21 protein-coding genes, 1 other RNA gene and 1 pseudogene are annotated in these 21728 nt (G+C 66.5%); 13 read left to right on the top strand and 10 right to left on the bottom strand.

The annotated features are described in order from the left end of the window. Nucleotides 1–59: 59 nt before the first annotated feature. From LZ605_RS07395 to LZ605_RS07385, 3 genes are all read left to right on the top strand, one after another. The gene (locus tag LZ605_RS07395; RefSeq protein ID WP_106549383.1) at nt 60–797 is read left to right on the top strand and encodes an SDR family oxidoreductase; all 738 of its coding nucleotides are present in this window, start codon (nt 60–62) and stop codon (nt 795–797) included. Next, nucleotides 791–2212: an efflux transporter outer membrane subunit gene (locus LZ605_RS07390; protein WP_249844317.1), complete on the top strand. Its 1422-nt coding sequence runs from the start codon at nt 791–793 to the stop codon at nt 2210–2212. The genes LZ605_RS07395 and LZ605_RS07390 overlap by 7 nt, the downstream gene beginning before the upstream one ends. Before the next feature lie 151 nt (nt 2213–2363). After that, nucleotides 2364–2627 carry a hypothetical protein gene (locus LZ605_RS07385; RefSeq protein ID WP_107232747.1) on the top strand — a complete coding sequence of 88 codons (264 nt, stop codon included), beginning with the start codon at nt 2364–2366 and terminating at the stop codon, nt 2625–2627. Between the two features lie 17 nt (nt 2628–2644). Here LZ605_RS07385 and LZ605_RS07380 read toward each other — a convergent pair whose 3' ends face one another. Then, nucleotides 2645–3499, bottom strand: coding sequence for an endonuclease/exonuclease/phosphatase family protein (locus LZ605_RS07380; RefSeq protein WP_249844316.1), 855 nt, complete (start codon nt 3497–3499; stop codon nt 2645–2647). Between the two features lie 407 nt (nt 3500–3906). Between LZ605_RS07380 and LZ605_RS07375 the strand changes: the two genes are divergently transcribed. Further along, nucleotides 3907–5130 carry a cytochrome P450 gene (locus LZ605_RS07375; RefSeq protein ID WP_249844315.1) on the top strand — a complete coding sequence of 408 codons (1224 nt, stop codon included), beginning with the start codon at nt 3907–3909 and terminating at the stop codon, nt 5128–5130. 62 nt (nt 5131–5192) lie between these two features. Here LZ605_RS07375 and hchA read toward each other — a convergent pair whose 3' ends face one another. Then, a complete protein-coding gene (hchA, locus tag LZ605_RS07370) occupies nt 5193–6065 on the bottom strand; it encodes a glyoxalase III HchA (RefSeq protein WP_249844314.1) in 873 nt (290 codons plus the stop codon). A 384-nt stretch (nt 6066–6449) separates the two neighbouring features. On the opposite strand from hchA, the gene LZ605_RS07365 reads away from it, so the two are divergent. After that, nucleotides 6450–7673 carry a cytochrome P450 gene (locus LZ605_RS07365; protein ID WP_249844313.1) on the top strand — a complete coding sequence of 408 codons (1224 nt, stop codon included), beginning with the start codon at nt 6450–6452 and terminating at the stop codon, nt 7671–7673. A 19-nt stretch (nt 7674–7692) separates the two neighbouring features. Here LZ605_RS07365 and LZ605_RS07360 read toward each other — a convergent pair whose 3' ends face one another. Then, on the bottom strand, nt 7693–9699 hold the full coding sequence (locus LZ605_RS07360) for an esterase/lipase family protein (protein WP_249844312.1): 2007 nt from the start codon (nt 9697–9699) through the stop codon (nt 7693–7695). Nucleotides 9700–9925: 226 nt separating this feature from the next. Between LZ605_RS07360 and LZ605_RS07355 the strand changes: the two genes are divergently transcribed. Beyond that, on the top strand, nt 9926–10720 hold the full coding sequence (locus LZ605_RS07355) for a hypothetical protein (RefSeq protein WP_249844311.1): 795 nt from the start codon (nt 9926–9928) through the stop codon (nt 10718–10720). Nucleotides 10721–10755: 35 nt separating this feature from the next. Here LZ605_RS07355 and LZ605_RS07350 read toward each other — a convergent pair. From LZ605_RS07350 to ssrA, 3 genes and pseudogenes are all read right to left on the bottom strand, one after another. Beyond that, nucleotides 10756–11038: pseudogene (locus tag LZ605_RS07350) on the bottom strand (hypothetical protein); the annotation flags it as partial. Nucleotides 11039–11054: 16 nt separating this feature from the next. Continuing rightward, nucleotides 11055–11501, bottom strand: coding sequence for a hypothetical protein (locus tag LZ605_RS07345; protein WP_249844310.1), 447 nt, complete (start codon nt 11499–11501; stop codon nt 11055–11057). 158 nt (nt 11502–11659) lie between these two features. Further along, nucleotides 11660–12013, bottom strand: a transfer-messenger RNA (tmRNA) gene (gene ssrA, locus LZ605_RS07340). A 247-nt stretch (nt 12014–12260) separates the two neighbouring features. Between ssrA and LZ605_RS07335 the strand changes: the two genes are divergently transcribed. Together LZ605_RS07335 and LZ605_RS07330 are read left to right on the top strand one after the other, a co-directional pair. Then, entirely contained in the window at nt 12261–13349 is a 1089-nt protein-coding gene (locus tag LZ605_RS07335) for a hypothetical protein (RefSeq protein ID WP_249844309.1), read from the top strand. 158 nt (nt 13350–13507) lie between these two features. Beyond that, nucleotides 13508–14080 (top strand): hypothetical protein, encoded by a 573-nt coding sequence (locus tag LZ605_RS07330; protein ID WP_249844308.1) that lies wholly within the window; start codon nt 13508–13510, stop codon nt 14078–14080. Nucleotides 14081–14235: 155 nt separating this feature from the next. On the opposite strand, the gene smpB is transcribed toward LZ605_RS07330, so the two are convergent. Continuing rightward, nucleotides 14236–14739, bottom strand: a complete 504-nt coding sequence (smpB, locus tag LZ605_RS07325; RefSeq protein ID WP_249844307.1) for an SsrA-binding protein SmpB — start codon at nt 14737–14739, stop codon at nt 14236–14238. 57 nt (nt 14740–14796) lie between these two features. On the opposite strand from smpB, the gene LZ605_RS07320 reads away from it, so the two are divergent. Beyond that, nucleotides 14797–15222 (top strand): type II toxin-antitoxin system RatA family toxin, encoded by a 426-nt coding sequence (locus LZ605_RS07320; RefSeq protein ID WP_107232724.1) that lies wholly within the window; start codon nt 14797–14799, stop codon nt 15220–15222. A gap of 3 nt (nt 15223–15225) precedes the next feature. Beyond that, the gene (locus tag LZ605_RS07315; RefSeq protein WP_249844306.1) at nt 15226–15483 is read left to right on the top strand and encodes an RnfH family protein; all 258 of its coding nucleotides are present in this window, start codon (nt 15226–15228) and stop codon (nt 15481–15483) included. Between the two features lie 35 nt (nt 15484–15518). On the opposite strand, the gene LZ605_RS07310 is transcribed toward LZ605_RS07315, so the two are convergent. After that, nucleotides 15519–15911, bottom strand: coding sequence for an outer membrane protein assembly factor BamE (locus LZ605_RS07310; protein WP_249844305.1), 393 nt, complete (start codon nt 15909–15911; stop codon nt 15519–15521). A 103-nt stretch (nt 15912–16014) separates the two neighbouring features. Between LZ605_RS07310 and fur the strand changes: the two genes are divergently transcribed. Beyond that, nucleotides 16015–16422: a ferric iron uptake transcriptional regulator gene (gene fur / locus LZ605_RS07305; protein WP_005409235.1), complete on the top strand. Its 408-nt coding sequence runs from the start codon at nt 16015–16017 to the stop codon at nt 16420–16422. Nucleotides 16423–16484: 62 nt separating this feature from the next. On the opposite strand, the gene LZ605_RS07300 is transcribed toward fur, so the two are convergent. After that, nucleotides 16485–17750 carry an SGNH/GDSL hydrolase family protein gene (locus tag LZ605_RS07300; protein WP_249844304.1) on the bottom strand — a complete coding sequence of 422 codons (1266 nt, stop codon included), beginning with the start codon at nt 17748–17750 and terminating at the stop codon, nt 16485–16487. A 96-nt stretch (nt 17751–17846) separates the two neighbouring features. On the opposite strand from LZ605_RS07300, the gene LZ605_RS07295 reads away from it, so the two are divergent. Continuing rightward, a complete protein-coding gene (locus LZ605_RS07295) occupies nt 17847–18764 on the top strand; it encodes a LysR family transcriptional regulator (RefSeq protein ID WP_249844303.1) in 918 nt (305 codons plus the stop codon). Nucleotides 18765–18872: 108 nt separating this feature from the next. Here the strand turns inward: LZ605_RS07295 and recN are convergent, their stop codons facing one another. Beyond that, nucleotides 18873–20534, bottom strand: coding sequence for a DNA repair protein RecN (recN, locus tag LZ605_RS07290; protein WP_249844302.1), 1662 nt, complete (start codon nt 20532–20534; stop codon nt 18873–18875). Nucleotides 20535–20649: 115 nt separating this feature from the next. Here recN and hrcA point away from each other — a divergent pair, with 115 nt between their 5' ends. Continuing rightward, nucleotides 20650–21714 carry a heat-inducible transcriptional repressor HrcA gene (gene hrcA, locus LZ605_RS07285; RefSeq protein WP_249844301.1) on the top strand — a complete coding sequence of 355 codons (1065 nt, stop codon included), beginning with the start codon at nt 20650–20652 and terminating at the stop codon, nt 21712–21714. Nucleotides 21715–21728: the final 14 nt, after the last annotated feature.

Below are 21728 nucleotides of genomic sequence, written 5' to 3'. Positions count from 1 at the left end.
AACCCCGTCGCCGCCGGTCACTGGCCGGCGGCGGCCTCCCCCTCACAAGGCATGAATCCATGAATACCCATCAGAACAAGATCGCGCTGGTCACCGGCGCCACCCGCGGTATCGGTGCCGAGACCGTGCGCCAGCTGGCCCAGGCCGGCGTGCACACGCTGCTGGCCGGCCGCAAGCGCGAGACCGCCGTGGAGCAGGCGCTGAAGCTGCAGGCTGAAGGCCTGCCGGTGGAAGCCATCCAGCTGGACGTGACCGATGCGGCCAGCATCGCCGAAGCGGTCGAGCAGGTGCGCCAGCGCCATGGCCGCCTCGACATCCTGGTCAACAACGCCGGCATCATGATCGAGAACCCGGCGCAGGCGCCGTCGGAACAGTCGCTCGATACCTGGAAGCGCACCTTCGACACCAACGTGTATGCGCTGGTGGCGGTCACCCAGGCCTTCCTGCCGCTGGTCAAGCAGGCCAAGTCCGGCCGCATCGTCAACGTCTCGAGCATGCTCGGCTCGCAGACCCTGCATGCCGACCCGGCCTCGGGCATCTACGATTTCAAGGTCCCGGCCTACAACGCCTCCAAGGCGGCGGTGAACAGCTGGACCCTGAGCCTGGCCTACGAACTGCGCAACACCCCGATCAAGGTCAACACCGTGCATCCCGGGTACGTGAAGACCGACATGAACGGTGGCAACGGGGAGATCGAGATCAGCGAAGGCGCACGTTCCAGCGTGGAAATGGCGCTGATCGGTGAATCCGGCGCCAGCGGCAGCTTCACCTACCTGGGCGAGGTGCTGCCATGGTGATCCGCACGTTGGCGATGGCCGTCTCCAGCCTGGTGCTGGCAGGCTGTGTCAGCGTCGGCCCGAACTACAAGGCGCCGGTGCAGGAACCGGTGGTTCTGCAGGGTGCCCAGCAGCCGGTGTTCAGCACCGCCTCGCCGGTGGCCAGCTGGTGGGCGCAGTTCGATGATCCGGTGCTGGAGCAGCTGGTGCACGGTGCGCTGTCGGACAACCTCGACCTGCGCGTGGCCGTGGCCCGCGTCAGCCAGGCCCGCGCGGTGTTCGTCGAAAGCCGTTTCGACCAGGCCCCGCACGTCACCGCAGGCGGCAGCTACGACCGCCGCAAGCAACCCGATCCGCAGCTGGGTGGGCAGCGGGTGTTCAGTGAAAGCTACCAGCTCGGCTTCGACGCCGGCTGGGAGCTGGATCTGTTCGGCCGCAAGCGCCGTGCTGCCGAAGCCGCGCGCGCCGACCTCGACGCCGAGCAGGCCAATCTGGCCGACGCGCAGGTGCTGGTCGCCGCCGAAGTGGCACGCAACTACTTCGAGCTGCGCGGTACGCAGAAGCGCATCGCCGTGGCCCAGCACACCCTGGTAAACCTGCGCGATACGCAGAAGCTGACCGAGGCACGCTGGGAACTGGGTGCCGGCAGCGAGCTGGATGTGCAGAGCAGCCGTGCCCGCTTGAAGGCGATCGAGGCCGACATCCCGCTGCTGGAAGTGGCCGAGACGCAGTCGCGCAACCGCCTGGCCGTGCTGCTGGGCCAACGCCCGGAAGTGCTGGCCGACATGCTGGCACCGCATGAGGTGCCCGCTTTCGCCAAGGCACTGCCGTTGGGTGATACCCGCGAACTGCTGCGCCAGCGTGCCGACGTGCGTGTGGCCGAGCGTCGCCTGGCCGCTGCCACGGCACGCGTAGGTGTGGCCACCGCCGATCTGTTCCCGCGGCTGTCGCTGTCCGGTTTTGTCGGCTTCCTCGGCGGTGATGCCAGCGGCCTGGTCAACGGCAACAACAAGGCGTGGTCGCTGACGCCGTCGCTGAGCTGGGCGGCATTCGATTTCGGCACCGTGCGCGCACGCCTGCGGGCCAGCAAGGCCGAGGCCGAAGGCGTTGCCGCCCAGTACGAGCAGGCGGTGCTGCTGGCCCTGGAAGACACCGAGAATGCACTGACCCGCTATTCCAAGCAGCAGGCGCGGTTGGGCATCGTGGTCGAACAGGCGCAGGCGGCGCGGCGGGCCGAGTCGCTGGCGCAGATCCGCTACCGCGAGGGTTCGGAAGATTTCCTGACCCTGCTGGATGCGCAGCGCACGCAGTTGGCCGCTGACGATGCGTTGGCGGCGGCCGAAGCCGAAGTCAACGTCAGCGTGGTGGGCGTGTACAAGGCGCTGGGCGGCTGGGGGCAGTCGCCGCAGCCGCCCCGCGTGGCGCAGGCGCAGTAAGCCGGAAGGGGCGATGGCCCAGGCCGTCGCCCCTTTCGTGCCCGACCCGATGTCTCAGGTCGTGGTGCAGTTCACAGTCATGTCGCTTCTGACTCTGCCGGAATGCCGCCGCCCCGTGTAACTAGTGGGGTGGCCCTTGGGAGGAACGGCAATGACAGACGAAAAGCGAGACACCCAGCGCATGTTGTTCGGCGATCCCGGGCTACCCGGCGCCGGGCTGTCGGTGGCGGTCGTGGCGTTGATGGTGCTGGCGACGTTGGCCGCAGCAGTCGGTTTCCTGCGGCTGGTCGATTCGATGCTGGGCCTGGGGCTGATCGGGATCGCGGTGTTCCTGGCCATCGGCGCCCGGATCTGCCAGGCACGCGATCAGCACCAGGCACTGTACCGGCTCTTGTCGCGGCGGGCATCGCTGTAGCCGCCGCGACAGCTGGTTCAACGCTTCGGCCAGTCCAGTTCCACCACCAGCGGGAAGTGGTCCGAAGGCAGCACGCCCTTGATGCGGCGATCATCGGTGAGGAAGCTGCGTGCGTGGAATCCGCGCACCAGTACCCAGTCAAGCTGCACGGTGGGTGTGCCGGTGAAATCATGGAAGGTCAGGCGCGGACCCTGTGGCGCTGCCACCTGGGGCCGCGTGTCCTGCAGCACGCGGGTAAACGCCTTGTAGGTCTCACCTCCCGGTTCGCTGTTGAAGTCGCCGGTCAGTACCACCGGCAGATCGGGCGGCAGCGTCGCCAGACGCGTGGCGATCAGCTCGGCCCCCTTCACCCGGCGGGGCTCGTCCTCGTCGCGGTAGGGCAGGTGGGTATTCATGAAGTAGAAGCGGCGACCGTCGTCAAGGCGACGGAACACCGCCCAGGTGACCATGCGCGGATACAGGTTGCCCCAGGTGATGCTGCCGGCAACCTCGGGTGTATCGGACAGCCAGAAATCGCCTGACGATTCCACGCTCAGGCGCGTGCTGTCGTAGAACACGCCCATGTGTTCATCGCCATTGCCGCCGCGGCGACCTTCGCCGAACCAGCGATAGCCCGGCAGATGCTGGACAAGGTAGTCGGCCTGTTCCTGCACCAGTTCCTGGGTACCGATCACTGCAGGATGGGCATCGAGAATGACCTTGACCATCGCATCGCGGCGGTCCGGCCAGCGCTTGCCCGGCTCGGTATCGGCCGGCGTGCGGACGTTGAACGACATCACCTTCAGCGGCGCCGCGGCTGCGGCCCAGCTGACGGCAGGTAGAGCAATGGCCAGCAACGCGACCAGTGCCGGGCAACGGAAACGCGACAACATCGTGGAATCCCTCCATTCCATGAAAACGGTTTCATGCAGCATCGCACGAATCGAGCGGGGCCGGATGTGCCTGCGCTGGCGGTAACGGCAGCGATGCCTCCTGCGTATTCAGGCCGTTCTTCATCGTGCCTTGACCCGGGCGCGCGCGGCTGCGTGCTAGAACGGCGGTGCCCAGGCCTTCGCCCGGGCAGTTGCAACCGTCAACCCATGATGGAACCACAAGGAGCTGTGCCATGACACGACTGATTCGTGCGTTGCAGGTGTCACTGAACCTGCGTTCGGACAATTCGACGCAGTGCATCCGTTCCAGGTATCGCTATTGGAATCTGTTCTGAGCAGCAGGACGCGACGTATTCGATGACATCGCCAGGGAGGGCCGATGCCCTCCCTGGCGTCAGGAGCTGGGCATGGATGAGCGTGCAGCGGATGCGGAGGTGATGTCCATCGACGACCTGCTTGAGCGGGTACGTCGTGAAGGGCCGGTGCTGCGGTTCCAGAATGATGTGGTGGGTATTTTCGATCCGGCGCTGGCGGTCAGGATCGACAAGGCCAACACCGACCGGCATACGGTGCCCGACTCGTTGATCGATTTTCTGGGCCTGCGTGGCAAGCAGGACCCGGTGGCGTGGCGCGAGGTACGCACACTGTTGAGCGAGCAGGCTGGGCGCCTGGCCGCGCCCGCGCAGATGCGCGCGCTGTATGAACGCATGCATGCGTTTCTTCTGCAGCGTGCGGCGCGTCCGCAGGATCTGGGTGGGTTGAGCTGGTGGGCGATATCGCAGTCGTTGTTGCCGCTGCTGATCGACGGGCTGAGTCGTGCCGATGTTGCAGCGCTCATCGGCGAGCAGAAGACCCGCTACAACGCCATCGTGCTGCAGAACTTCTCGTGGTGGCGCCGGATCATCGATTTCCATCTCTCCCGCCGTGCCGCACGCACCGTCTCGCGGCACATCCGGCGCCGGGCGCGCGAGCCGCAGCCGCGCGAGGATTTCCTGCACTCCCTGCTGCCCCTGGTGCCACGGGTGGGGGCGGATCGGGTCGCCTACCTGGTATCGATGGTGCTGGCCGGCATGTCGGGCCTGCCGGGCATCACTGCGGCCAGTCTGCTGTACGCCATGCATCGTTTCCCGCAGTGGCACGCCCGCATCCGCGAGGAAACCTCGGCGCTCAGCCTGGATGAACTGTACGCGCTGCCGATCAGATCGCTGCCGTGCACCTCGCGCTTCGTCAAGGAAACGCTCAGGCTCTGGCCGGGTCTGTTCGCCCTGCATCGTCCGGCGTCGCATGACATCGATATCGAGGGCGTCTGCATCCGCAAGGGCGGTGCGTACGAGTTGTCGTCCTACTTCCAGCATCACTCCCCCGACTTCTGGGAGGCGCCGGACAGCTTCGACCCGGACCGCTGGTTGCCGGAGCGTCGCCAGTCCAACAAGGGCGCCTATGTCCCGTTCGGATTCTCCTCCCGCGCCTGCATCGGAAGCGCGGTCGGGCACGCCCAGCTGCTGCTGTTCTGCGCGCTGGTCACGCGTGATTTCGAGTTGCAGGTGCAGGCACAGCCCACGCCGTGGATGCAGCTGGAAGGCTTTGCGTATCCGGTCGATTTCGTCGGCCGGTTGATCCCGCGCGGCTGAGCCGCGCCCACCGCGTGCAGCACGTCGGTGGGCGCCGGCGTGCGCAGCGTGGGCGGCCGTGCTCAGCGTCCGGCCAATGTGTCCAGCAGCGTACGTGCGGCCAGTTTGCCCAGTGCATTGCCGGCCAGCGGGCTGTCACCGGTCAGCAGCAGACGGTCCTGCAACACACTGCCATCGATGCCAGCGTTGACGATCTGCACCCCCTGCTGCGCCAGGCGCTCGCCGAAGAACCAGCGCAGCTGGCCCGGCATGTAGCCGATCTCCGGTGTCTGCCGGTCCATGGCGTCGGGGAAGGCACAGATGCGATAGCCACGGAACAGTGAACCGCCGTCGGCCTCGTCGACGCCTGCCGCCAGCAGCGCGGCGGGGCCATGACACAGCGTGATGATGTGCCGCTGCTGGGCCATCGCCCAGTGCAGGGTGGCTTTCACTGCGCGGCTGTCGGGCAGACCGAGCAGCGCGCCATGGCCGCCGGGAATGAACACCGCGGCATAGTCCGAGTCCGCGCCGAGGGCCGCCACCACGTCATCCAGGCGCAGCGGTTGGCGGAACCGTGTCTGGTAGCGTTCGTACAGCCCGCCGATCTCGCGGTCCTCGCGCGGAAACGCCCACCACTCGAACTTGACGGGGTTGCCGGACAGCGTCGCCACATCGATGTCCAGCCCGGCCTTGTCCAGGTGGTACATGGGCAGCAGGGTTTCCACCGGATGATTGCCGGTGGAGAACAGGTGACCATCGGCCGTGGGCAGGTAGCGCTCATCGGCGCCGATCATCAGCACTTTCCAGCGGCCATCGCGGCGCGCGTCGGGATAATCGGCGCCGGACAGATCGCTCAGTGCCGAGGTGAACTGCGACAGCGAATAGGGCGAGGGGAAAAAGGCATCGCGCTCGGCCGGATCGGGACGGGGCTGGCGGCTGGAATCGTGCGTATTCATGGCAATCTCCGCGGGGGAATGTGCGGCCAGCATAGAGGCGTGCCTGCGCACGCAGGATGAGGGTTTACCCGCGACATTCACGCCACGGCATGCTGCACTGCGCCACCCGCATGGATTGGACAGCGCGATTATGTCGTGTTATCTAACCGGGGCCGGATAATCCCGGCATAACCACACAGCAAGCACAATCAAAGGAGTGATCATGAAAAGATTCGCCCGAGCATTGCGCGTCAGCCTCAACATCCATCCGACCGAAAAGAGCAGTGTGTGGACGGTCTGGCAGATCTGGGTAGAGTTCTGATTCCCCGGGTTTCGGCCCGGATCTGATCTGCAGCAGGACGAAGGGACTCGTCTTCGAGTCCCTTCTTGCCGGAGGCGTACTTCATGCAAGGGACGTCGAACGAAGGCAGCACCGTCGCTGCCGAGCGCCTGGCCGCACGCGTGGAGCGCGAGGGACCGGTGCTGAAGCTGGACACGGGCGGGGTCGGGGTGTTCTGCCCGGAGTTGGCCGGAAAGATCGACAAGGAAAATTCCGAGCATCTGTTCGTGATCGAATCGCTGGCGGACCTGTTCCGGCGGCATGAGCGCGTGCGCTGGACCGAAGTGCGCAGCCTGATCGCCACGCGCAGTGCCGAACTCACCGGCGCGGAGACATTGAAGGTGCTGCAGTCGCGCATGCGGCGGGCGCTGGACGCGCTCTGTGATGTCGAACAGGACGCAACGCCGGCCATCTGGAAGGTGATGGCTCATCCGTTGATTCCACTGGTTATCGATGGATTGGACGCGCGGGGCGTGGCCGCCATCGAACGCGCGCTGCATCTTCGCTACAGCATCCAGGTTGAGCAGGTCATCCATCGTCGCGACCTGTTGCGCAATTTCCTCATCAACCGCGCCGAGTCGCGCGTGATCCACGCCGAACTGAAACGACGCGTGCGTGCGGGTCATTCCCATCTGGATTACGCACAGTCGCTGCTGTCGCTGCACGAACGCATCGGCCTGGACAAGGTCACCTATCTGGTCACCGTGCAGCTGATCGCCATCTCCGGCGTGCCGGGCATGATGGCCGCCTGCCTGTTGCTGGCGTTGCAGATGCATCCGCAATGGCAGCAGCGCATCGAAGAGGAGTTCGCGGCGCTGTCCGATGCTGAGATCCACGCATTGCCGATGGGGCGCATTCCGGCCACCATGCGCTTCCTGAAAGAGGTGATGCGGCTGTACTCCACGCCATTCAACAACCGCCGGGTGGCCGCCTGTGATCTTGAAGTGGAAGGGCAGGCGATCGCCGAAGGCACCGTGTTCGAACTGAGCTCGTTCATCCAGCACCGTTCGGCCAAGTACTGGGATGATCCGCTACGGTTCGACCCGGACCGCTGGCTCCCCGAACGGCGCAAGCGCACCGCCGGCATCTACGTGCCCTACGGGTTTCCCACCCGTTCGTGTGTGGGTTCGGCGGTGGGCAATGCGCAGCTGGTGCTGCTGTGCGCGTTGTTGGCGCGCGAGTACCGCTTCACGCCAGGCAGTGGCTACCGGCCGGAGGTGCGCATGGAGGGCTTTGCGATTCCCGCTGCATTGCACGGCACGTTCTCGCGACGCGCACCGGCCGCCTGAGCGCAGGGGCAGGGGGCGGCTAGTTGCTGCCCCGCCCATGCGCCTGCATGTCCTCATGCAGGATGCGGCGCAGCTCGACGATGGCCGGCGTGGCTTCCTGCACGCTGTGGCCGGACACGATCACCTTTTCCGAATCCGCACGCGGCAGGTGCGAGCTCCAGTACGGCACCAGCCCATCATCGGTTTTCTCCAGCGGGCCCTCGGCCTTGGCGCGGGCGATGATGGAGTGGTAGCGCACCTTCGGTGACATCTGCAGATCGGCCACCGCGCGCACGAACGGGTCATCCTTGTCCAGGTTCTGGATGCTGTTCATCTGGTAGCCGTGCTTGCCATCGTTGCGATCGATCTGGCCATCGTTGGCCAGCGTGGTGACGTCCTCCAGCACGGTCAACGGCAGCCGGACCAGACGCCCGATCCAGCGCCCGAGGCGGGTGCCGGCCACGTCGGTGCCACGATGCGGAGTGGCGATGAACACCACCCGCGATACTTCCGGCTCCGGCACGAACGTCAGCACCGGAGCGCCCTTGGTGCGCAGCAGTTCGCGCTGGGCCGGCGTCATCTGTGCAGTGGCAAGCAGGGTATCGACCAGATGGTCGCCGGAGGAAGAAACCATCAGCCGCGCGATCACCCCGCCCATGCTGTGGCCGACCAGCACCATGTCGTGGGACGCCTGCGCCTTGGCACCCGGGTCGAAGTGCTGGAACACTTCGGCCAACGTGTGGCGCATCGCATCGTGGCTCATCGCGATGGGCATGTTGGTCGGGTAGTAGAACTGCCAGACCTGGAAGTCGCGGCGGATCTCATCATCGCGCATCAGTTCGTTGGCAACGTTCACCCAGGCTTCCGGGCTGCTGGCCAGGCCATGGATCATCAACAGCACGCGGCGGTTCGGGTCGTACGGCTGCATCATGTACAGATGCGGCGTGTCGATGCCGCCCTTGCCGCCGAACAGCGAGCGCAGCGACTGGTGGCTGAAGTTCGAGCGCGCCAGCCACAGTGCGTAGCCTGCGGTGAAGTTGGCTGCCAGCGGCACCTGCTGGCCGTGCAGGGTGACTTCGGAGACCTGGTAAGGATCGTGGATCTCCAGTTCCGGCGAATCATCATGCAGCACTTCCCAGAGATTCTTCCCCGAGAAGCGCAGCAGCACGCTCATCGATGGCGAGGGCATCTCGCTCCAGCTGCGCAGTGCCGGCGCCGTTGAAGCCCCGGCGGCGGCAGGCGCGATGCTGGCATCGGAATCGTCCATCACCGCCACCAGCTCGGCACCGAAGCCGTCGCGGCGGTGCACGCTGCGCAGGGTGCCGGTGAAAGACAGCGACGCGGCCGGTACCAGCTCTGTCGGGGTGCGGGTATCCAGCGGTGAGGCTTCATCGGCCGGCGCCAGTACGAAGGTCCAGCGGCCCAGCTGGAAATGGCTAGTATCGTTGCGCACGCGTCCGGTGGCGTAGGCGTTGTACAACTGCACCGAGGCTTCCTGCACGGCCAGATTGTAGTAGTCGCGTACCTGGGTCTGGCGGTCTTCGAAGCCGCGCTGGTTGGCGGTGCGCTCGGTGAAGAACAGGTACGCGTAGGCCTGCCGCGCAACCTGCATCCAGGCATCCAGGCGCGGCTGGAATTCAGCATCCAGTTCAGTGACGGCAGTCTTGGCGCGGCCTGAGGCCGAGTATTCGCGCTTCGGCGCCGGCAGGGTCATGGCGTACTGCAGCCACAGCTCGGCCAGGCTGGAGCGCTTGTCTTCCTCGCGCACCACGATGCTGCCTTCCATCGCCTCGATGCAGGGCAGGCCAGGCTTGGCACAGACACCTTCGTCGAGCCCGGCCACGCGCAGCGTTTCCATCGTTGCCGAGCTGAGCTTGCCGGTGGTGAGGATGTCGCCGCGCTTGAGCGCGATGTACTGGCCCGGCGTGACCGAGGCGACCTGCACCGATGGCCCGAACTGGCGCAGCGTCGCGCAACCGCCCAGGCCGAGCAGCACGGTAATGATGAGGGTCGTGCGGCCGATGAAGCCCAAGCCCGTGGTAGCCATACGATCCTCCTGCGCGGTGGCGCCACTTTAGCGGCCGGCCTGTCAAAGCGGAATATCCCGGGCGGTCGGTTTGGGGCACGAGACTGTCGCCAGAAGGGCGATTCAGGTGCTTCCGTGTGACACTGGGTGAATGGGGGGCTCTGCCGTGGTCGTCACACCGGGGCCACGCGACGATTCCGCGGAGCTGTCTGCCCTGATAATGTGCTCCACCGTTAGGGGGATATCCATGCGCAGCATCTTGCTCACCATCGCCATCGCCGCTGCGTTCACGTGCTCTGCGGCCGACAACAGATCGCGGGAAACATGTGACCTGCAGCTCGAGGGTGTTGGTTCGATACGGTTACGGGGAAATGTCCTGTCTGTCACCGATATGCTTGCAGCGTCACTGGGGCCCAAGGATGAGTTCGAGAGCAGTGCCGCCTACCAGCAGCGCGCGGACAAGGTGCTGCAGGCGAGCCCGATTGCCAACGGCATGATCTGTTTCAGGCAGGATTCGGCGGTCACCACGTTATACGATGCGGACCGGCAGCGCCTGACCGTGTATCTCATCAACAAGTCGTTGAATCTCACTGGTGCCAAAAACGACAGCAAGATCTACTATGCAATGCCGCTTACTCGGAAAATTCTGAAGCGCGAGAAGTATCGGGCCGAAAACGCATTCGGGGCCGGGGCGATGGTGGATAAAACGGTACTCCAGACGGTGAACGTCGCGTTCTCCAAGAAGGATATAGACGCATTAGCCTCCAGTGAAGAAGTCATCAATACTGGCGTCGCGTTACGGTTGGAGCTCGATGCCAGCCCGGAGCTGGCGCGATCGCTTAATAACAACACCTCGTTGGTCTACCAGATCGAGCTGATCGAACCTTTCGTGCTTGCCTCCCGCCGCTGGACACCGCCCTTGCTCAGCAGCCCATTCGAAAGTGTAGATCAACAGACGCTGTTCCCTGCGCGGTTGATTGCTGTTTCGGTGCAGAACGAGAAGACTGGTGCCATCGTAGCCACCGTGCCGATGGCTCACTAGAGTCAGCGTTGCTGGCTGTAGTTCAGGTCACCCCATTACCGGCTGAACTGGCACTTCACCGCAGCCGAATAGCCCTCGTAGTCGTCGCCTGCGATCACGCGCAGAGTGTGGTGCTTGTCGATGTGCTCCACGTGCCAAGGCTCTTCGGTGTTGGCATGCTCGTTGTCCTCGGTCACCGACCAAGCCTTGGCCAGGCGCTTGGAATCGACACCGTTCAAGTACACGAAGAGGCTCGAACGTGCCGCCTGGCTTCTTGGCCGGGTTGGCCGCCTGCAGCGCATCGATGGCTTCGGCCGCACTGAAATTCGTCCCGGCCTTCTGATGGGAGCAGGAATCAGAACGCCGGTTCGATTACCGGGAACTCTTCAGCGGAGGAGTAGAGGCGATACGCCTGCGTGGCGCCGGCGCGGACGTTGATTTCGGTCGATCGCCGGCGGGTATTGTTGGTCTTCTCCGATTGCAGCACGCCACACAGGCCCCGCCCCTGGACAGGCGTGGCGGTCAGTACGTGGCGCCCCTCGGCCAGAGCCAGGGACAGGCGCTCAGCGGGGTCGAGATGTGCGGCCATCTTCCCGTCGACCATGACGCCCAAGTAGCAGCCGCTGCCCACGAATCCGACGTCGCGGGTGACCGTGACGGTACCCGTGGGTTCACCCTGGGCATCGATCGGGAAAATGCGCGCGGCCGGTGCGTCCTTGATCTGCTCAGGCGACGCCTGCTTGGTGGGCATGCAGCCGGATAGTGCGGCAATCAGCAGGGCAGGGACGAGCAGTGGCTTCATCACAGTTCTTCCTTGGCGGAGATCGGGGTCTCGATGGCCGGAATGATGCAATGAAAAGGGCCTGGAGTTAAAGCTTCCAGGCGTGCAGGCACAAAAAAGCCGAAGCCCCTGATTGAAGAGGAGATCCGGCTTCTTGCGGCCTCGACAGGCCATACAGATGGTGGAGGTGGGCGGAATTGAACCGCCGTCCGAAGGCACTCCATCCCCAGCACTACATGCTTAGCTCGCCGTTGGATCTCGTCCCCGAACAGCACGGCGCGCAAAGCGCATCCGGGAACCAGCCTGTTGTGTTCTAGTGCCGGACTGACAGGCAGCCGTCCAGCGCGATTCCATGATAGTGACTCTACACCGCGAGCATGGACACAAGCGGTTTCGAGGCTTAGGCCTTAAGCGGCCAGAGCGTAGTTGTCGTCGTTGGCAACTAGAGTTTTGCAGCTGGATTTACGAGGAAAGCTACCCCCTCGGCATGCGCCAGGCGACTTCACAACCCCCGTCGAAACCAATGCACCCCCGGTTTCTACAGTGCTGCAAGGTACAGGGCCGATTCCGTGTCGCCACGGGCAGGGCCTGCCCAACGCTGCGAATGTTACGGCAATCTTGCTGAACAGTCACGTGCGGGCGTCGGGCTTGGGCCTGGCAGGGCCGGCTTGCGGAAATGGGGGCCAGCGCCACGCGCCTCCGCCCCTGCCGCTTGGCACGTTGTGGAAGCACCGGTGGCGTGATCGAATCGGCCAACGCCCTTTGCCGCTGAACCCTTCCATGCGCTTCAGCTTCCGCACTCTGCGATTCCGTGGCGCGCTCGCCGTGCTCGCCTGCCTGCTGGCGATGCCGTGGTGCGCGCTCCAGGCTGCCGAACGCCCTTACTCGGTGGAGGTCGGTTACAGCCCGGCGCTGGATCTGTTCAATCTGCTGGACAACCTGCCGGACTGGCTGCCCGGATACACCTCGTCGGTGTACCAGAAGGAGTGGCAGCGACGCTTCGGGCTGGATGATCAGGATCGGGCGCTGCTGGCCGGCTATGCAGCCTTCCGGTTGCGTACCTCGCCGCTCGCGCGCGATGAGGTGAAATCGGCTACACCGGCTGACCGCCTGTTCGCGGGGGCCGACACCCGCACCGGCGATCCCTATTCGCGCCATTTCCTTGCCGCTCGGACCTTCGATGCCGGCGTAGTCGCGGCCCTTGCCGGGCTGGACGGGAAAGACCAGCGGCTGCTGCGGCAGTACTACGCGCACTTCGCACCGCGTGCGGCACAGCTGCTGGCGGCGCAGGCACCCTTCGCGGCGCAGCAGGCCGCGCTGGTCCGGCAACTGGCCGCGCCTGCGGTCGTGGACCTGGCCGAACAGATGAAGGCGTTCTTCCACGTGGATGACTCGCCTGCCTTCCAGGTCCGCTTCGTCTGGTGGCCGGAGGCGGGGCGGACCCAGGCCAAGCTGCGCGGCGGCTACATCCTGCTGTTTTCGACCTTCGAGACCGAAGACGACTGGGCACCCATCGTGATGCACGAGTACAGCCACTACCTTTCGGCAGGACAGCCGCTGACGCAGCGGCGGGCGCTGGCCGACGCATTCGTTGCGGCATGTCCGGCTGCGCTGGCGTTGCCCAATCCGCTCAATGCACTGGAGGAGCCGTTGGCCATCTACTGGGGCCAGTACCGGTTCGAGCAGCAGGTGCGGGGACAGGCGCTGCCAGTGGCGTCGGCCTGGTACGTGCAGCCACACGCCGATCGCGCCGCCAAGGCGCTGGCCGCAGCCTTTCCCGCCACCGAATCCGCCCCGTCGCTGAAGGCCGGGCGCCTGTTGCAGGCGGCGGCGTCTGCCTGCGGCGCGAGCAAGGACGGGGCGCCTTGAGTGGCGGGTCCGACATGGGTATCCGCAGGCCGGATGGCTTTTGACAATCCGCAACTCGTTGTAGAGCCACGGTCATAGCGGATTGCTAACCTCCCTGGCACGAATTTGCGACACACTGGCCATCACCATCCAGGCTAGGACAGACACGGAGAGTGTGGGTGATCGAGGCAAGCCAACAACGCAGCCTGCGACAGCTGGTCGGCCCGGTCGGCGCTGACTACCAGCGGCGGGCGCTGCCCCCCGGCTGGGTGTGGGCCGTGCTGGGCGTGCTGCTGGCGGCCACCGCGTTGACCGAATTGCCGGCAACGGCGGCGGCGGCCCTGGTGGCCAGCGCGGTGGTGGTGCATTGGCCGCAGCGAGGCCGCACGCACTGGCTGGGCTGGCGCCTGCCGGCACTGGCGGTGATGGCCGCACTGTTGTGGGGGCCGGAGGTGCTGGCGCAGTGGTTCGAACACGGGCTGGCCGTGGTCCTGATGTCGTTGGCCAGCCTCAGCATCGGCGTGCACGTGCTGCAATCGCGCCAGTTGGCGCGGCAGCTGCAGGGCGCTGCCGATGCGCTGGATGACGCCCAGTTGCTGGCGCTGTTGCCGGCCGACGCAGCGCACCTGGCACAGCAGTGGCGGTCCGGCGATGACCGCCATGCGCCGGAGCTGGCGGTGGTCATGCACCTGGCGGTGATGCATGCCGCGCTGGCGCCGCGCCTGCGCGGGCAGGGCATGCTGGCGGGGTGACCGGCCCGTAGAGTCGAGCTTGCTCGACTGCTGCTTCGCCGAAGCCGAGCATGGCTCGGCTCTACAGAAGGCCAGGGCAGCCGAGCATCGCTCGGCTCTACAGAAGGCCAGGGCAGTCGAGCGAGCTCGACTCCACCGGGGGGATGCGAAGCTGCTTACGCGTCGCGGTTGCCGCGACGCATCACGCGCTGCTTCTCGATCGCCCAGTCGCGGTCCTTGGCGGCATCGCGCTTGTCGTGGTTCTGCTTGCCCTTGGCCAGCGCGATCTCGAGCTTGATCTTGTTCTTGCTCCAGTACATCGCGGTGGGCACGATCGTGTAGCCATCGCGCTCGACCTTGCCGATCAGCTTGTCGATCTCGTTCCGGTGCAGCAGCAGCTTGCGCTCGCGGCGGTCTTCGGCCACCACGTGGGTGGAGGCCTGGATCAACGGGGTGATCTGGGCGCCGATCAGGTAGATCTCGCCGCGCTTCACGTAGGCGTAGGCGTCGATGATGTTGCCGCGGCCGGCACGGATCGATTTCACCTCCCAGCCCTGCAGGGCCAGGCCGGCCTCGAACCGCTCTTCGATGTGGTACTCGTGGCGGGCACGCTTGTTCAACGCGATGGTCTTGGTGGCCGTCGCGCTCTTTGCTTTATCCTTGCCGCTGTTCTTGCTCATTTCCGTATTGTCTCCGATTCGGGCCCGCCCGGTCGATTGCCGAAACGTCCTGTATTCATGCCTACTATCCGCCGCAGCGCCCTGGTCGAACATTCGGCCGCGCGCATGTTCGACCTGGTCAACGACGTCCAGGCCTATCCGCACCGCTTCCGCTGGTGCTCGGCTGCCCAGATCCTGGAGCAGGGCGAGGACCGGCTGGTGGCGCGCCTGGACCTGGGCCTGGGCTCGTTCAGTACCTGGTTCCAGACCGAAAACACCCTGCAGCGCCCGCACAGCATCGATATGCAGCTGCGCGATGGCCCGTTCAAGCAGCTGCACGGCCGCTGGGAATTCCATGCTCTGGCCGAAGATGCCTGCAAGGTCACCCTGACCCTGGAGTTCGAACCCAGCTCACGGCTGCTGGGGCCGGCGCTGGCGATCGGTTTCCAGGGGCTGGCCGATCGCATGGTCAACGATTTCGTCCGCGTCGCCGACGAAGGCTGAGCGATGATCGAGGTCGAGGTGGTGCTGGCGTGGCCAACCCAGGTGCTGTCGCGCCGTCTGCAGCTGGGTGAGGGCGCGACCGTGGCCGATGCCATTGCGGCGGCTGGGCTGGAAGGCAGTGCCGATTGCCCGGCGGTGGCTGTACATGGCGTGCTGGCACGTCCGCAGCAGCCGCTGCTGGATGGTGATCGCATCGAGCTGCTGCGCCCGTTGCTGGCCGATCCCAAGGACAACCGCCGGCGTCGCGCGCTCGGCGGTTGATTGGCGCAGCCCGTCCTTGCCGACGGACAGGGGCCTCAGCGGCCCTTCTTCTTCTTGTCTTTCGGCAGGTTGCGGCCGAACTGGCGCACGGTCTGCCCGGCCAGGGCCTTGTCGTTGCCCGGGAAGTAGTCACCTTCCCAGCGGGTGACGCTGTCGTTCTCGAAGAACACCACGAAGTTCTTCACTTCGGTACGGCCCAGGCGGTTCACGCGCTGGCTGGCGGTGTAGTCCCAGCGCTGGGCGTGGAACGGATCGGGAATGGACGGGGTACCCAGCAGCGCGGTGACCTGCTGCTTGCTCTGCCCGACCTGCAGCTTGGCCACGGCATCTTCCCGGATCAGGTTGCCCTGATAGATGGGTTGCTTGTAGATGATGCCGCACCCGGTGGTGGACAGGGCGACGGCGGCGACCAGCAGAAGATTGCGCATCGGGAATGGCGGTTGGGGAAATCGAACCGATGATACACTCCCGGCGTGCCACCGCGACCCAATCCGAGGCAGCTGGCGCTAAATCGCCAATGAACGGAGACCTATGGAAACCCACGACCTGCGCAAAGTCGGCCTGAAGGTGACCCATCCGCGGATGCGGATCCTGGCGCTGCTCGAGCAGCGCAATGCCCAGCACCACATGACCGCCGAAGACATCTACCGCCAGCTGCTGGAGCACGGCGACGAGATCGGGCTGGCGACGGTCTACCGCGTGCTGACCCAGTTCGAGGCCGCCGGCCTCGTGCTCAAGCACAACTTCGAAGGCGGTCAGGCCGTCTATGAGCTGGACCGCGGCGGCCACCACGACCACATGGTCGACGTCGACAGCGGCAAGATCATCGAGTTCGAAAGCCACGAGATCGAGGAGCTGCAGCGCAAGATCGCCGCAGATCACGGCTACGAGCTGGAAGAACACTCGCTGGTGCTGTACGTGCGCAAGAAGCGCAAGTAGGCCGTTCCGGCCAGCCAGATGCGACGAAACCCCGGGCTTGCCCGGGGTTTTTGTTGGTGGGGTCAGAGCTCTTTGCTGGCGCAAAGGGATCTGACCCCGGCCGACCCCTGACCTCCAAGCAGGGCGTCCAGATCCACCGCCTCGGCCATCGCCCGGTTGCCGGCGTCGCCTGGGTGCAGGTGGTCGCCGGCGTCATGGGCGGCGGCCATCCGCGATGGATCGGCCGGGTCGTGCAGGGCAGCGTCGAGGTCGATCACCGCATCGAACGGGCTGCTCGCGCGCAGCCAGGCATTGAGCTGCCGGCGCAGCGCGTCCTTGTCCGGGTGGTAGTAGTCGTCCAGCGGCGTGCCGGGCAGGGCGCCGGCGAACGGTGGCAGGGTCGCCCCCAGAATGCGCAGGCCCCGTCGATGTGCCTGCGCGGCGAGGGCACGGTAGCCGGCCTGCAGCTGCGCCAGCGTGGGCCGGGCCTGCCGCCGGGCGAAGGCCGTGCCAGGCCAGCTGATGTCGTTGATGCCGATCAGCACGATCACGCTGGCCACCCCGCGCTGATCCAGCACATCGCGCTGGAAGCGGGCCCGTGCGGATTCCCCCATGCCGTCGCTCAGCAGGCGGCCGCCGGAGATTCCGGCATTGACCACCGCCACGCCACGCGGCGCCAGCCGTACGGCCAGGTGGTCGGTCCAGCGCTGGTCCTGGTCCAGGCTGGCGGTCGCGCCGTCGGTGATCGAATCGCCGATGACCACGACGCTGCGTGCGCTGGCCGGCGCTTCGACATCGATGCCGGTCAGGAACAGCCGGGCCGTGGTGGCGGTGGCATCGCTGAGGTCGCGTGCCCGGCTCTGGTCGCCGGGGGCGATCCAACTGGTCTGGCGGCCGTCCCAGTGGAAGGTGCGAACCGCTGTCGGCCCAGGCACAAAGACGCTCACCTGCAATGCCTGGCGGTTGTCCGTGACCAGTGCCAGCGGGTCGCTCAACCGTTCCTGGCCGGGGCCGATCAACGCCCCGGGCTGGCCGTCGAAACTGAGCGGCTGCGGTGTTGCACCTGGCTGCGACGCCACGCTGGCGCCACCGATTCGCAGCGGCTGCGTGCCATAGGCATTGCTCAGCCGGATGCGTAGGCGCGTGCCGCCCAGGCTGATGCGCGCGGTCTGGCGGAAGGTCTGGTCCTGCAGTGTCTCCGGCACCAGGGTCGGGAACAGGAAATCGGCGTCCCACACCGGTTGCGGGCTGGCCTGCCAGCTGGCGACCCAGTGTGGGGCGGGGGCGGCGCTGGTGGCGCCGGACAGGGGGAGCAGGGTGGTGGCAGTGAACTGGCGGAGGCGGTTCATTGGGCGATCCCGTGTGGAATGGCGGCATGGTGATTCCAGACTCATCTGTGAACTAGACTGCGCAGGGATAATCATCTGTGAATTTATTTCATCGCCATGGCACGCTCCGACATCAACCGATCCGGCGAACTGGAAGTGTTCGTGCGGGTGATCGAGACCGGTGGCTTCTCCGCCGCCGCCCGAACGCTGGACATGACACCGTCGGCGGTCAGCAAGCTGGTGGCGCGGCTGGAGCAGCGGCTGGGTACGCGCCTGCTGCAGCGGTCCACCCGGCAACTGCAGCTGACCCCGGAAGGCTGCGCGTTCTACGAGCGCGGCCTGCGCGTGCTGGCCGACCTGGACGAGGCCGAGCGCTGCGCCAGCGCCCATGCCGAGCCGCGTGGGCGGCTGCGGGTCAATTCCAACGTGCCGTTTGGCCAGCATTTTCTGCTGCCGCTGCTACCGCGCTTCCTTGACGGCAACCCGCAGGTGGGCGTGGACCTGACCCTCAATGACGAGGTGATCGATCTGCTGGAGCAGCGTACCGACGTGGCGGTGCGGGCCGGGCCGCTGAAGAGCTCCAGCCTGGTGGCGCGGCGGCTTGGGGCGACGCGGATGATGATCGTGGCCGCACCGGCCTATGCGCAGCGCCACGGCCTGCCGGCCGACGTCGAGGCGCTGCAGTCGCACAACCGGCTGGATATCGGCCATGCGCGCGCGATGCAGGGCTGGCCGCTGCTGCAGGACGGTCGCGAGAGGATGCTGCTGCCCAGTGGCAACGCCCGCGCCAGCAATGGCGATGCGCTGCGCCAGCTGGTGCTGGGCGGTCTGGGGCTGGCACGGCTGGCGGCGTTCCAGGTGCAGGCCGACATCGCTGCCGGGCGCCTGCTGCCGGTGTTGGAAGCGGCCAACCCCGGCGACCTGGAAGAGGTGCACGCGGTGTTCCTGGGGCAGGGCGGCTATCTGCCGCTGCGGGTGCGCGCGTTCCTGGATTTCCTGGTGGAGCACGTCGACCTGGCGCGGCCGTTGGGGTGATATGCGCCGCGCCGGTGCGCGTAGCCGAGCGTGGGCTCGGCTCTACATGTCGGTTTCGTTTGGGGGGGGGCGGTTGTAGAGCCGAGCCTATGCTCGGCTCGGCCGGCGTTACACCTGCAGCAGCTTGCGGGCGGCGGCGCGTGCTTCCTTGCTCACTTCCACCCCGCCGAGCATGCGCGCCAGTTCTTCCTCGCGGGCCTTGTTGTCCAGCTTCTCCACCGCGCTCTGGGTCATGCCTTCCACCGGCGCCTTGCTGACCCGGTAATGTGCATGGCCCTTGGAGGCGACCTGCGGCAGGTGGGTCACGCACAGTACCTGGCGCTTCTCGCCCAGTGCGCGCAGCTTCTGGCCGACGATGTCGGCCACCGCGCCACCGATGCCCGAATCCACTTCGTCAAACACCATGGTCGGTACCGCATCCAGATCCAGCGCGGCCACTTCGATGGCCAGCGAAATGCGTGACAGCTCACCGCCCGAGGCCACCTTGCGCAGGGCGCGCGGCGGCTGGCCGGCGTTGGCAGCGACCAGAAACTCCACGCGCTCCGCACCCTGTGGATCGGGCTTGCCAGAATCCTGCGGCTCCAGTTCGATCAGGAACTGGCCGCCGCCCATGCCCAGCTCGGCAATGATGCCGGTGGTGGTGGCAGACAGCTCGGCGGCGGCCTTGCGCCGGCTGGTGGTCAGCAGCTCGGCCTGCACCCGCCAGGCGGCCACGGCCTTGTCGATCTCGCCGGCCAGCCGCTGCAGGCGCTCATCGGCGCCGCGCAGCTGTTCCACTTCGGCGTGCATGCGTTCGCGCTGCGCGCACAGCTCGTCCATCGGCACGCGGTGCTTGCGGGCCAGGTCGTGCAGGCGACCGAGGCGGCGCTCGTTCTCCTCGAACTGCTCCGGGTCGGCGTCGAGGTCGTCGTGCACCCGGTCCAGCAGCGACAGGGCTTCGTGCAGCTGGATCGAGGCGTTCTCGATCAGGCCGTCCACCTCGCCCAGGCGCGGGTCGTGTTCGATCAGCCGCGACAGCTCGTGGCGCACCTGCTGCAGCAGGTCCAGCGCGGAGTTGCCGTCGTCGCCGTTGAGCTGGTTGCTGGCTGCCTGGCAGGCGCTCAGCAGGGCGCTGGCATGCGCCTGGCGGCGATGGCTGGCGCCCAGCGCGGCAATCGACTCCGGTTCCAGGTCCTCGCGGTCCAGCTCACGCAGCTGATGCTCCAGGAAGCCGATCCGGTCACTGACGTCGCCCTGTTGCGACAGCGCCAGCGATTCGTCGACCAGCGCCTGCCAGGCCGCGGCGGCACGGCGTACCTGACGGCGATCCGCCTCGTTGCCGGCATAGGCGTCGAGCAGGGCCAGCTGCGACGGACGGGTCAGCAGTGCCTGTTGCTCATGCTGGCCGTGGATTTCCACCAGCAACCCGGCCAGGTCGGCCAGCTGTGCGAGGGTGACCGGACGGCCGTTGATCCAGGACCGCGAGCCGCCGTCGGCGTGGATCACCCGGCGCAGCTGGCATTGCTCCTCATCGTCCAGCTCGTTGTCGGCCAACCACTGGCGCGCGCCCTGCAGCTGGTCCAGCGCGAACTCGGCCGAGAGCTCGGCACGGGCCGCGCCGTGGCGGACCACGCCGCTGTCGGCGCGCAGGCCGGACAGGAAGCCCAGTGCGTCGACCATCAGCGACTTGCCGGCGCCGGTCTCGCCTGAAACGACGGTCATGCCGGGCCCGAACTCCAGTTCGGTGGCGCGGACGACGGCGAAATCCTTGATCGAAAGATGTCTGAGCATGGGTAAGGGGGTATCAGCAGCCGCGCAACGCTAGCACGCGGGCGAGGGAGGTCCAATGACTTGCCAAGGTGAGGCGCCGCCATTATCTAGTGTCCGTGTCTCACAGGTTGATTCCATGCACGGTTCTCCCGACCAGCTTGCCCCGCGTGCGCGCCATCTGCTGCGCACGCTGATCGCGCGCTACATCCAGGACGGTGAGCCGGTCGGCTCGCAGACGCTGGCGCGCGTGGCCGGGCTGGAGGTCAGCCCGGCCACCATCCGCAACATCCTCGGCGACCTGGAGGACCTGGGCCTGCTGGCCTCGCCGCACACCTCCGCCGGGCGCGTCCCGACCGCGCATGGCTACCGGGTGTTCGTCGACAGCCTGCTGCAGATGCAGCCGCCGGGCGAGGGCGAACTGGCCCGGTTGCGCCAGGAGCTGGCCGGCGGCGGCAGCACCCAGGCCCTGCTCGGCAGCGCCTCGGAGCTGCTGTCGGCGATGAGCCACTTCGTCGGCGTGGTCAGCGCGCCGCGACGCGAGCAGTTCGCCTTCCGCCAGATCGATTTCGTGGCGCTGGACGGGCGCCGGGTGCTGGCGATCCTGGTGTTCGCCGACAACGAGGTGCAGAACCGGGTCATCGAGACCCGCCAGGAGTTCGCGCCGGGCCAGCTGGAGCAGGTCGCCAACTACCTCAATGCCCATTTCGCCGGCCTGCCGATGGCCGAGATCCGCACCCGCCTGCTGCTGGAGCTGCGCGATGCCCGTTCCGAGCTGGAACAGCTGCTGGCGCACAGCATCGAGCTGGCCGAGCAGGCCCTGCAGCCGCCGGCCGACGACATGCTGGTGGCTGGGCAGACCCGGCTGATGGGGGTGCAGGACCTGTCCGACCTGGAGCGCCTGCGCGAGCTGTTCGAACTGTTCTCCAGCAAGCGCGAGATCCTGCAGCTGCTGGAGCGGACCATCCAGGCGCCGGGCGTGCGCATCTTCATCGGCGAGGAGACCGGGATGATGCCGCTGCAGGGGGTCTCGCTGGTCACCGCGCCGTACACCGCCAACGGCCAGGTGCTGGGCGTGCTGGGGGTGATCGGCCCCAAGCGCATGGCCTACGACCGCGTGATCCCGCTGGTCCAGGCCACCGCCGATGTGCTCGGCGCGGCCTTTTCGCCGGCCGGGCGCACTCCCGGAACTTCCGACGCTTGAAACGCAGTATCCCG

It is taken from the genome of Stenotrophomonas maltophilia, from assembly GCF_023518235.1.
In the GTDB taxonomy this organism is placed as follows: domain Bacteria; phylum Pseudomonadota; class Gammaproteobacteria; order Xanthomonadales; family Xanthomonadaceae; genus Stenotrophomonas.
This window is presented reverse-complemented; position numbering and strand designations above follow the sequence as displayed.

Bases quoted from the DNA above. Each gene is read 5' to 3' on its own strand.
- LZ605_RS07385 (WP_107232747.1), top strand. From the start codon at position 2,364: ATGACAGACGAAAAGCGAGACACCCAGCGCATGTTGTTCGGCGATCCC.
- recN (WP_249844302.1), bottom strand. From the start codon at position 20,534: ATGCTCAGACATCTTTCGATCAAGGATTTCGCCGTCGTCCGCGCCACC.
- LZ605_RS07395 (WP_106549383.1), top strand. From the start codon at position 60: ATGAATACCCATCAGAACAAGATCGCGCTGGTCACCGGCGCCACCCGC.
- LZ605_RS07335 (WP_249844309.1), top strand. From the start codon at position 12,261: ATGCGCTTCAGCTTCCGCACTCTGCGATTCCGTGGCGCGCTCGCCGTG.
- LZ605_RS07355 (WP_249844311.1), top strand. From the start codon at position 9,926: ATGCGCAGCATCTTGCTCACCATCGCCATCGCCGCTGCGTTCACGTGC.
- LZ605_RS07300 (WP_249844304.1), bottom strand. From the start codon at position 17,750: ATGAACCGCCTCCGCCAGTTCACTGCCACCACCCTGCTCCCCCTGTCC.
- LZ605_RS07315 (WP_249844306.1), top strand. From the start codon at position 15,226: ATGATCGAGGTCGAGGTGGTGCTGGCGTGGCCAACCCAGGTGCTGTCG.
- LZ605_RS07320 (WP_107232724.1), top strand. From the start codon at position 14,797: ATGCCTACTATCCGCCGCAGCGCCCTGGTCGAACATTCGGCCGCGCGC.
- LZ605_RS07360 (WP_249844312.1), bottom strand. From the start codon at position 9,699: ATGGCTACCACGGGCTTGGGCTTCATCGGCCGCACGACCCTCATCATT.
- LZ605_RS07345 (WP_249844310.1), bottom strand. From the start codon at position 11,501: ATGAAGCCACTGCTCGTCCCTGCCCTGCTGATTGCCGCACTATCCGGC.
- LZ605_RS07390 (WP_249844317.1), top strand. From the start codon at position 791: ATGGTGATCCGCACGTTGGCGATGGCCGTCTCCAGCCTGGTGCTGGCA.
- LZ605_RS07365 (WP_249844313.1), top strand. From the start codon at position 6,450: ATGCAAGGGACGTCGAACGAAGGCAGCACCGTCGCTGCCGAGCGCCTG.
- fur (WP_005409235.1), top strand. From the start codon at position 16,015: ATGGAAACCCACGACCTGCGCAAAGTCGGCCTGAAGGTGACCCATCCG.
- hchA (WP_249844314.1), bottom strand. From the start codon at position 6,065: ATGAATACGCACGATTCCAGCCGCCAGCCCCGTCCCGATCCGGCCGAG.
- LZ605_RS07380 (WP_249844316.1), bottom strand. From the start codon at position 3,499: ATGTTGTCGCGTTTCCGTTGCCCGGCACTGGTCGCGTTGCTGGCCATT.
- hrcA (WP_249844301.1), top strand. From the start codon at position 20,650: ATGCACGGTTCTCCCGACCAGCTTGCCCCGCGTGCGCGCCATCTGCTG.
- LZ605_RS07375 (WP_249844315.1), top strand. From the start codon at position 3,907: ATGGATGAGCGTGCAGCGGATGCGGAGGTGATGTCCATCGACGACCTG.
- LZ605_RS07295 (WP_249844303.1), top strand. From the start codon at position 17,847: ATGGCACGCTCCGACATCAACCGATCCGGCGAACTGGAAGTGTTCGTG.
- LZ605_RS07310 (WP_249844305.1), bottom strand. From the start codon at position 15,911: ATGCGCAATCTTCTGCTGGTCGCCGCCGTCGCCCTGTCCACCACCGGG.
- smpB (WP_249844307.1), bottom strand. From the start codon at position 14,739: ATGAGCAAGAACAGCGGCAAGGATAAAGCAAAGAGCGCGACGGCCACC.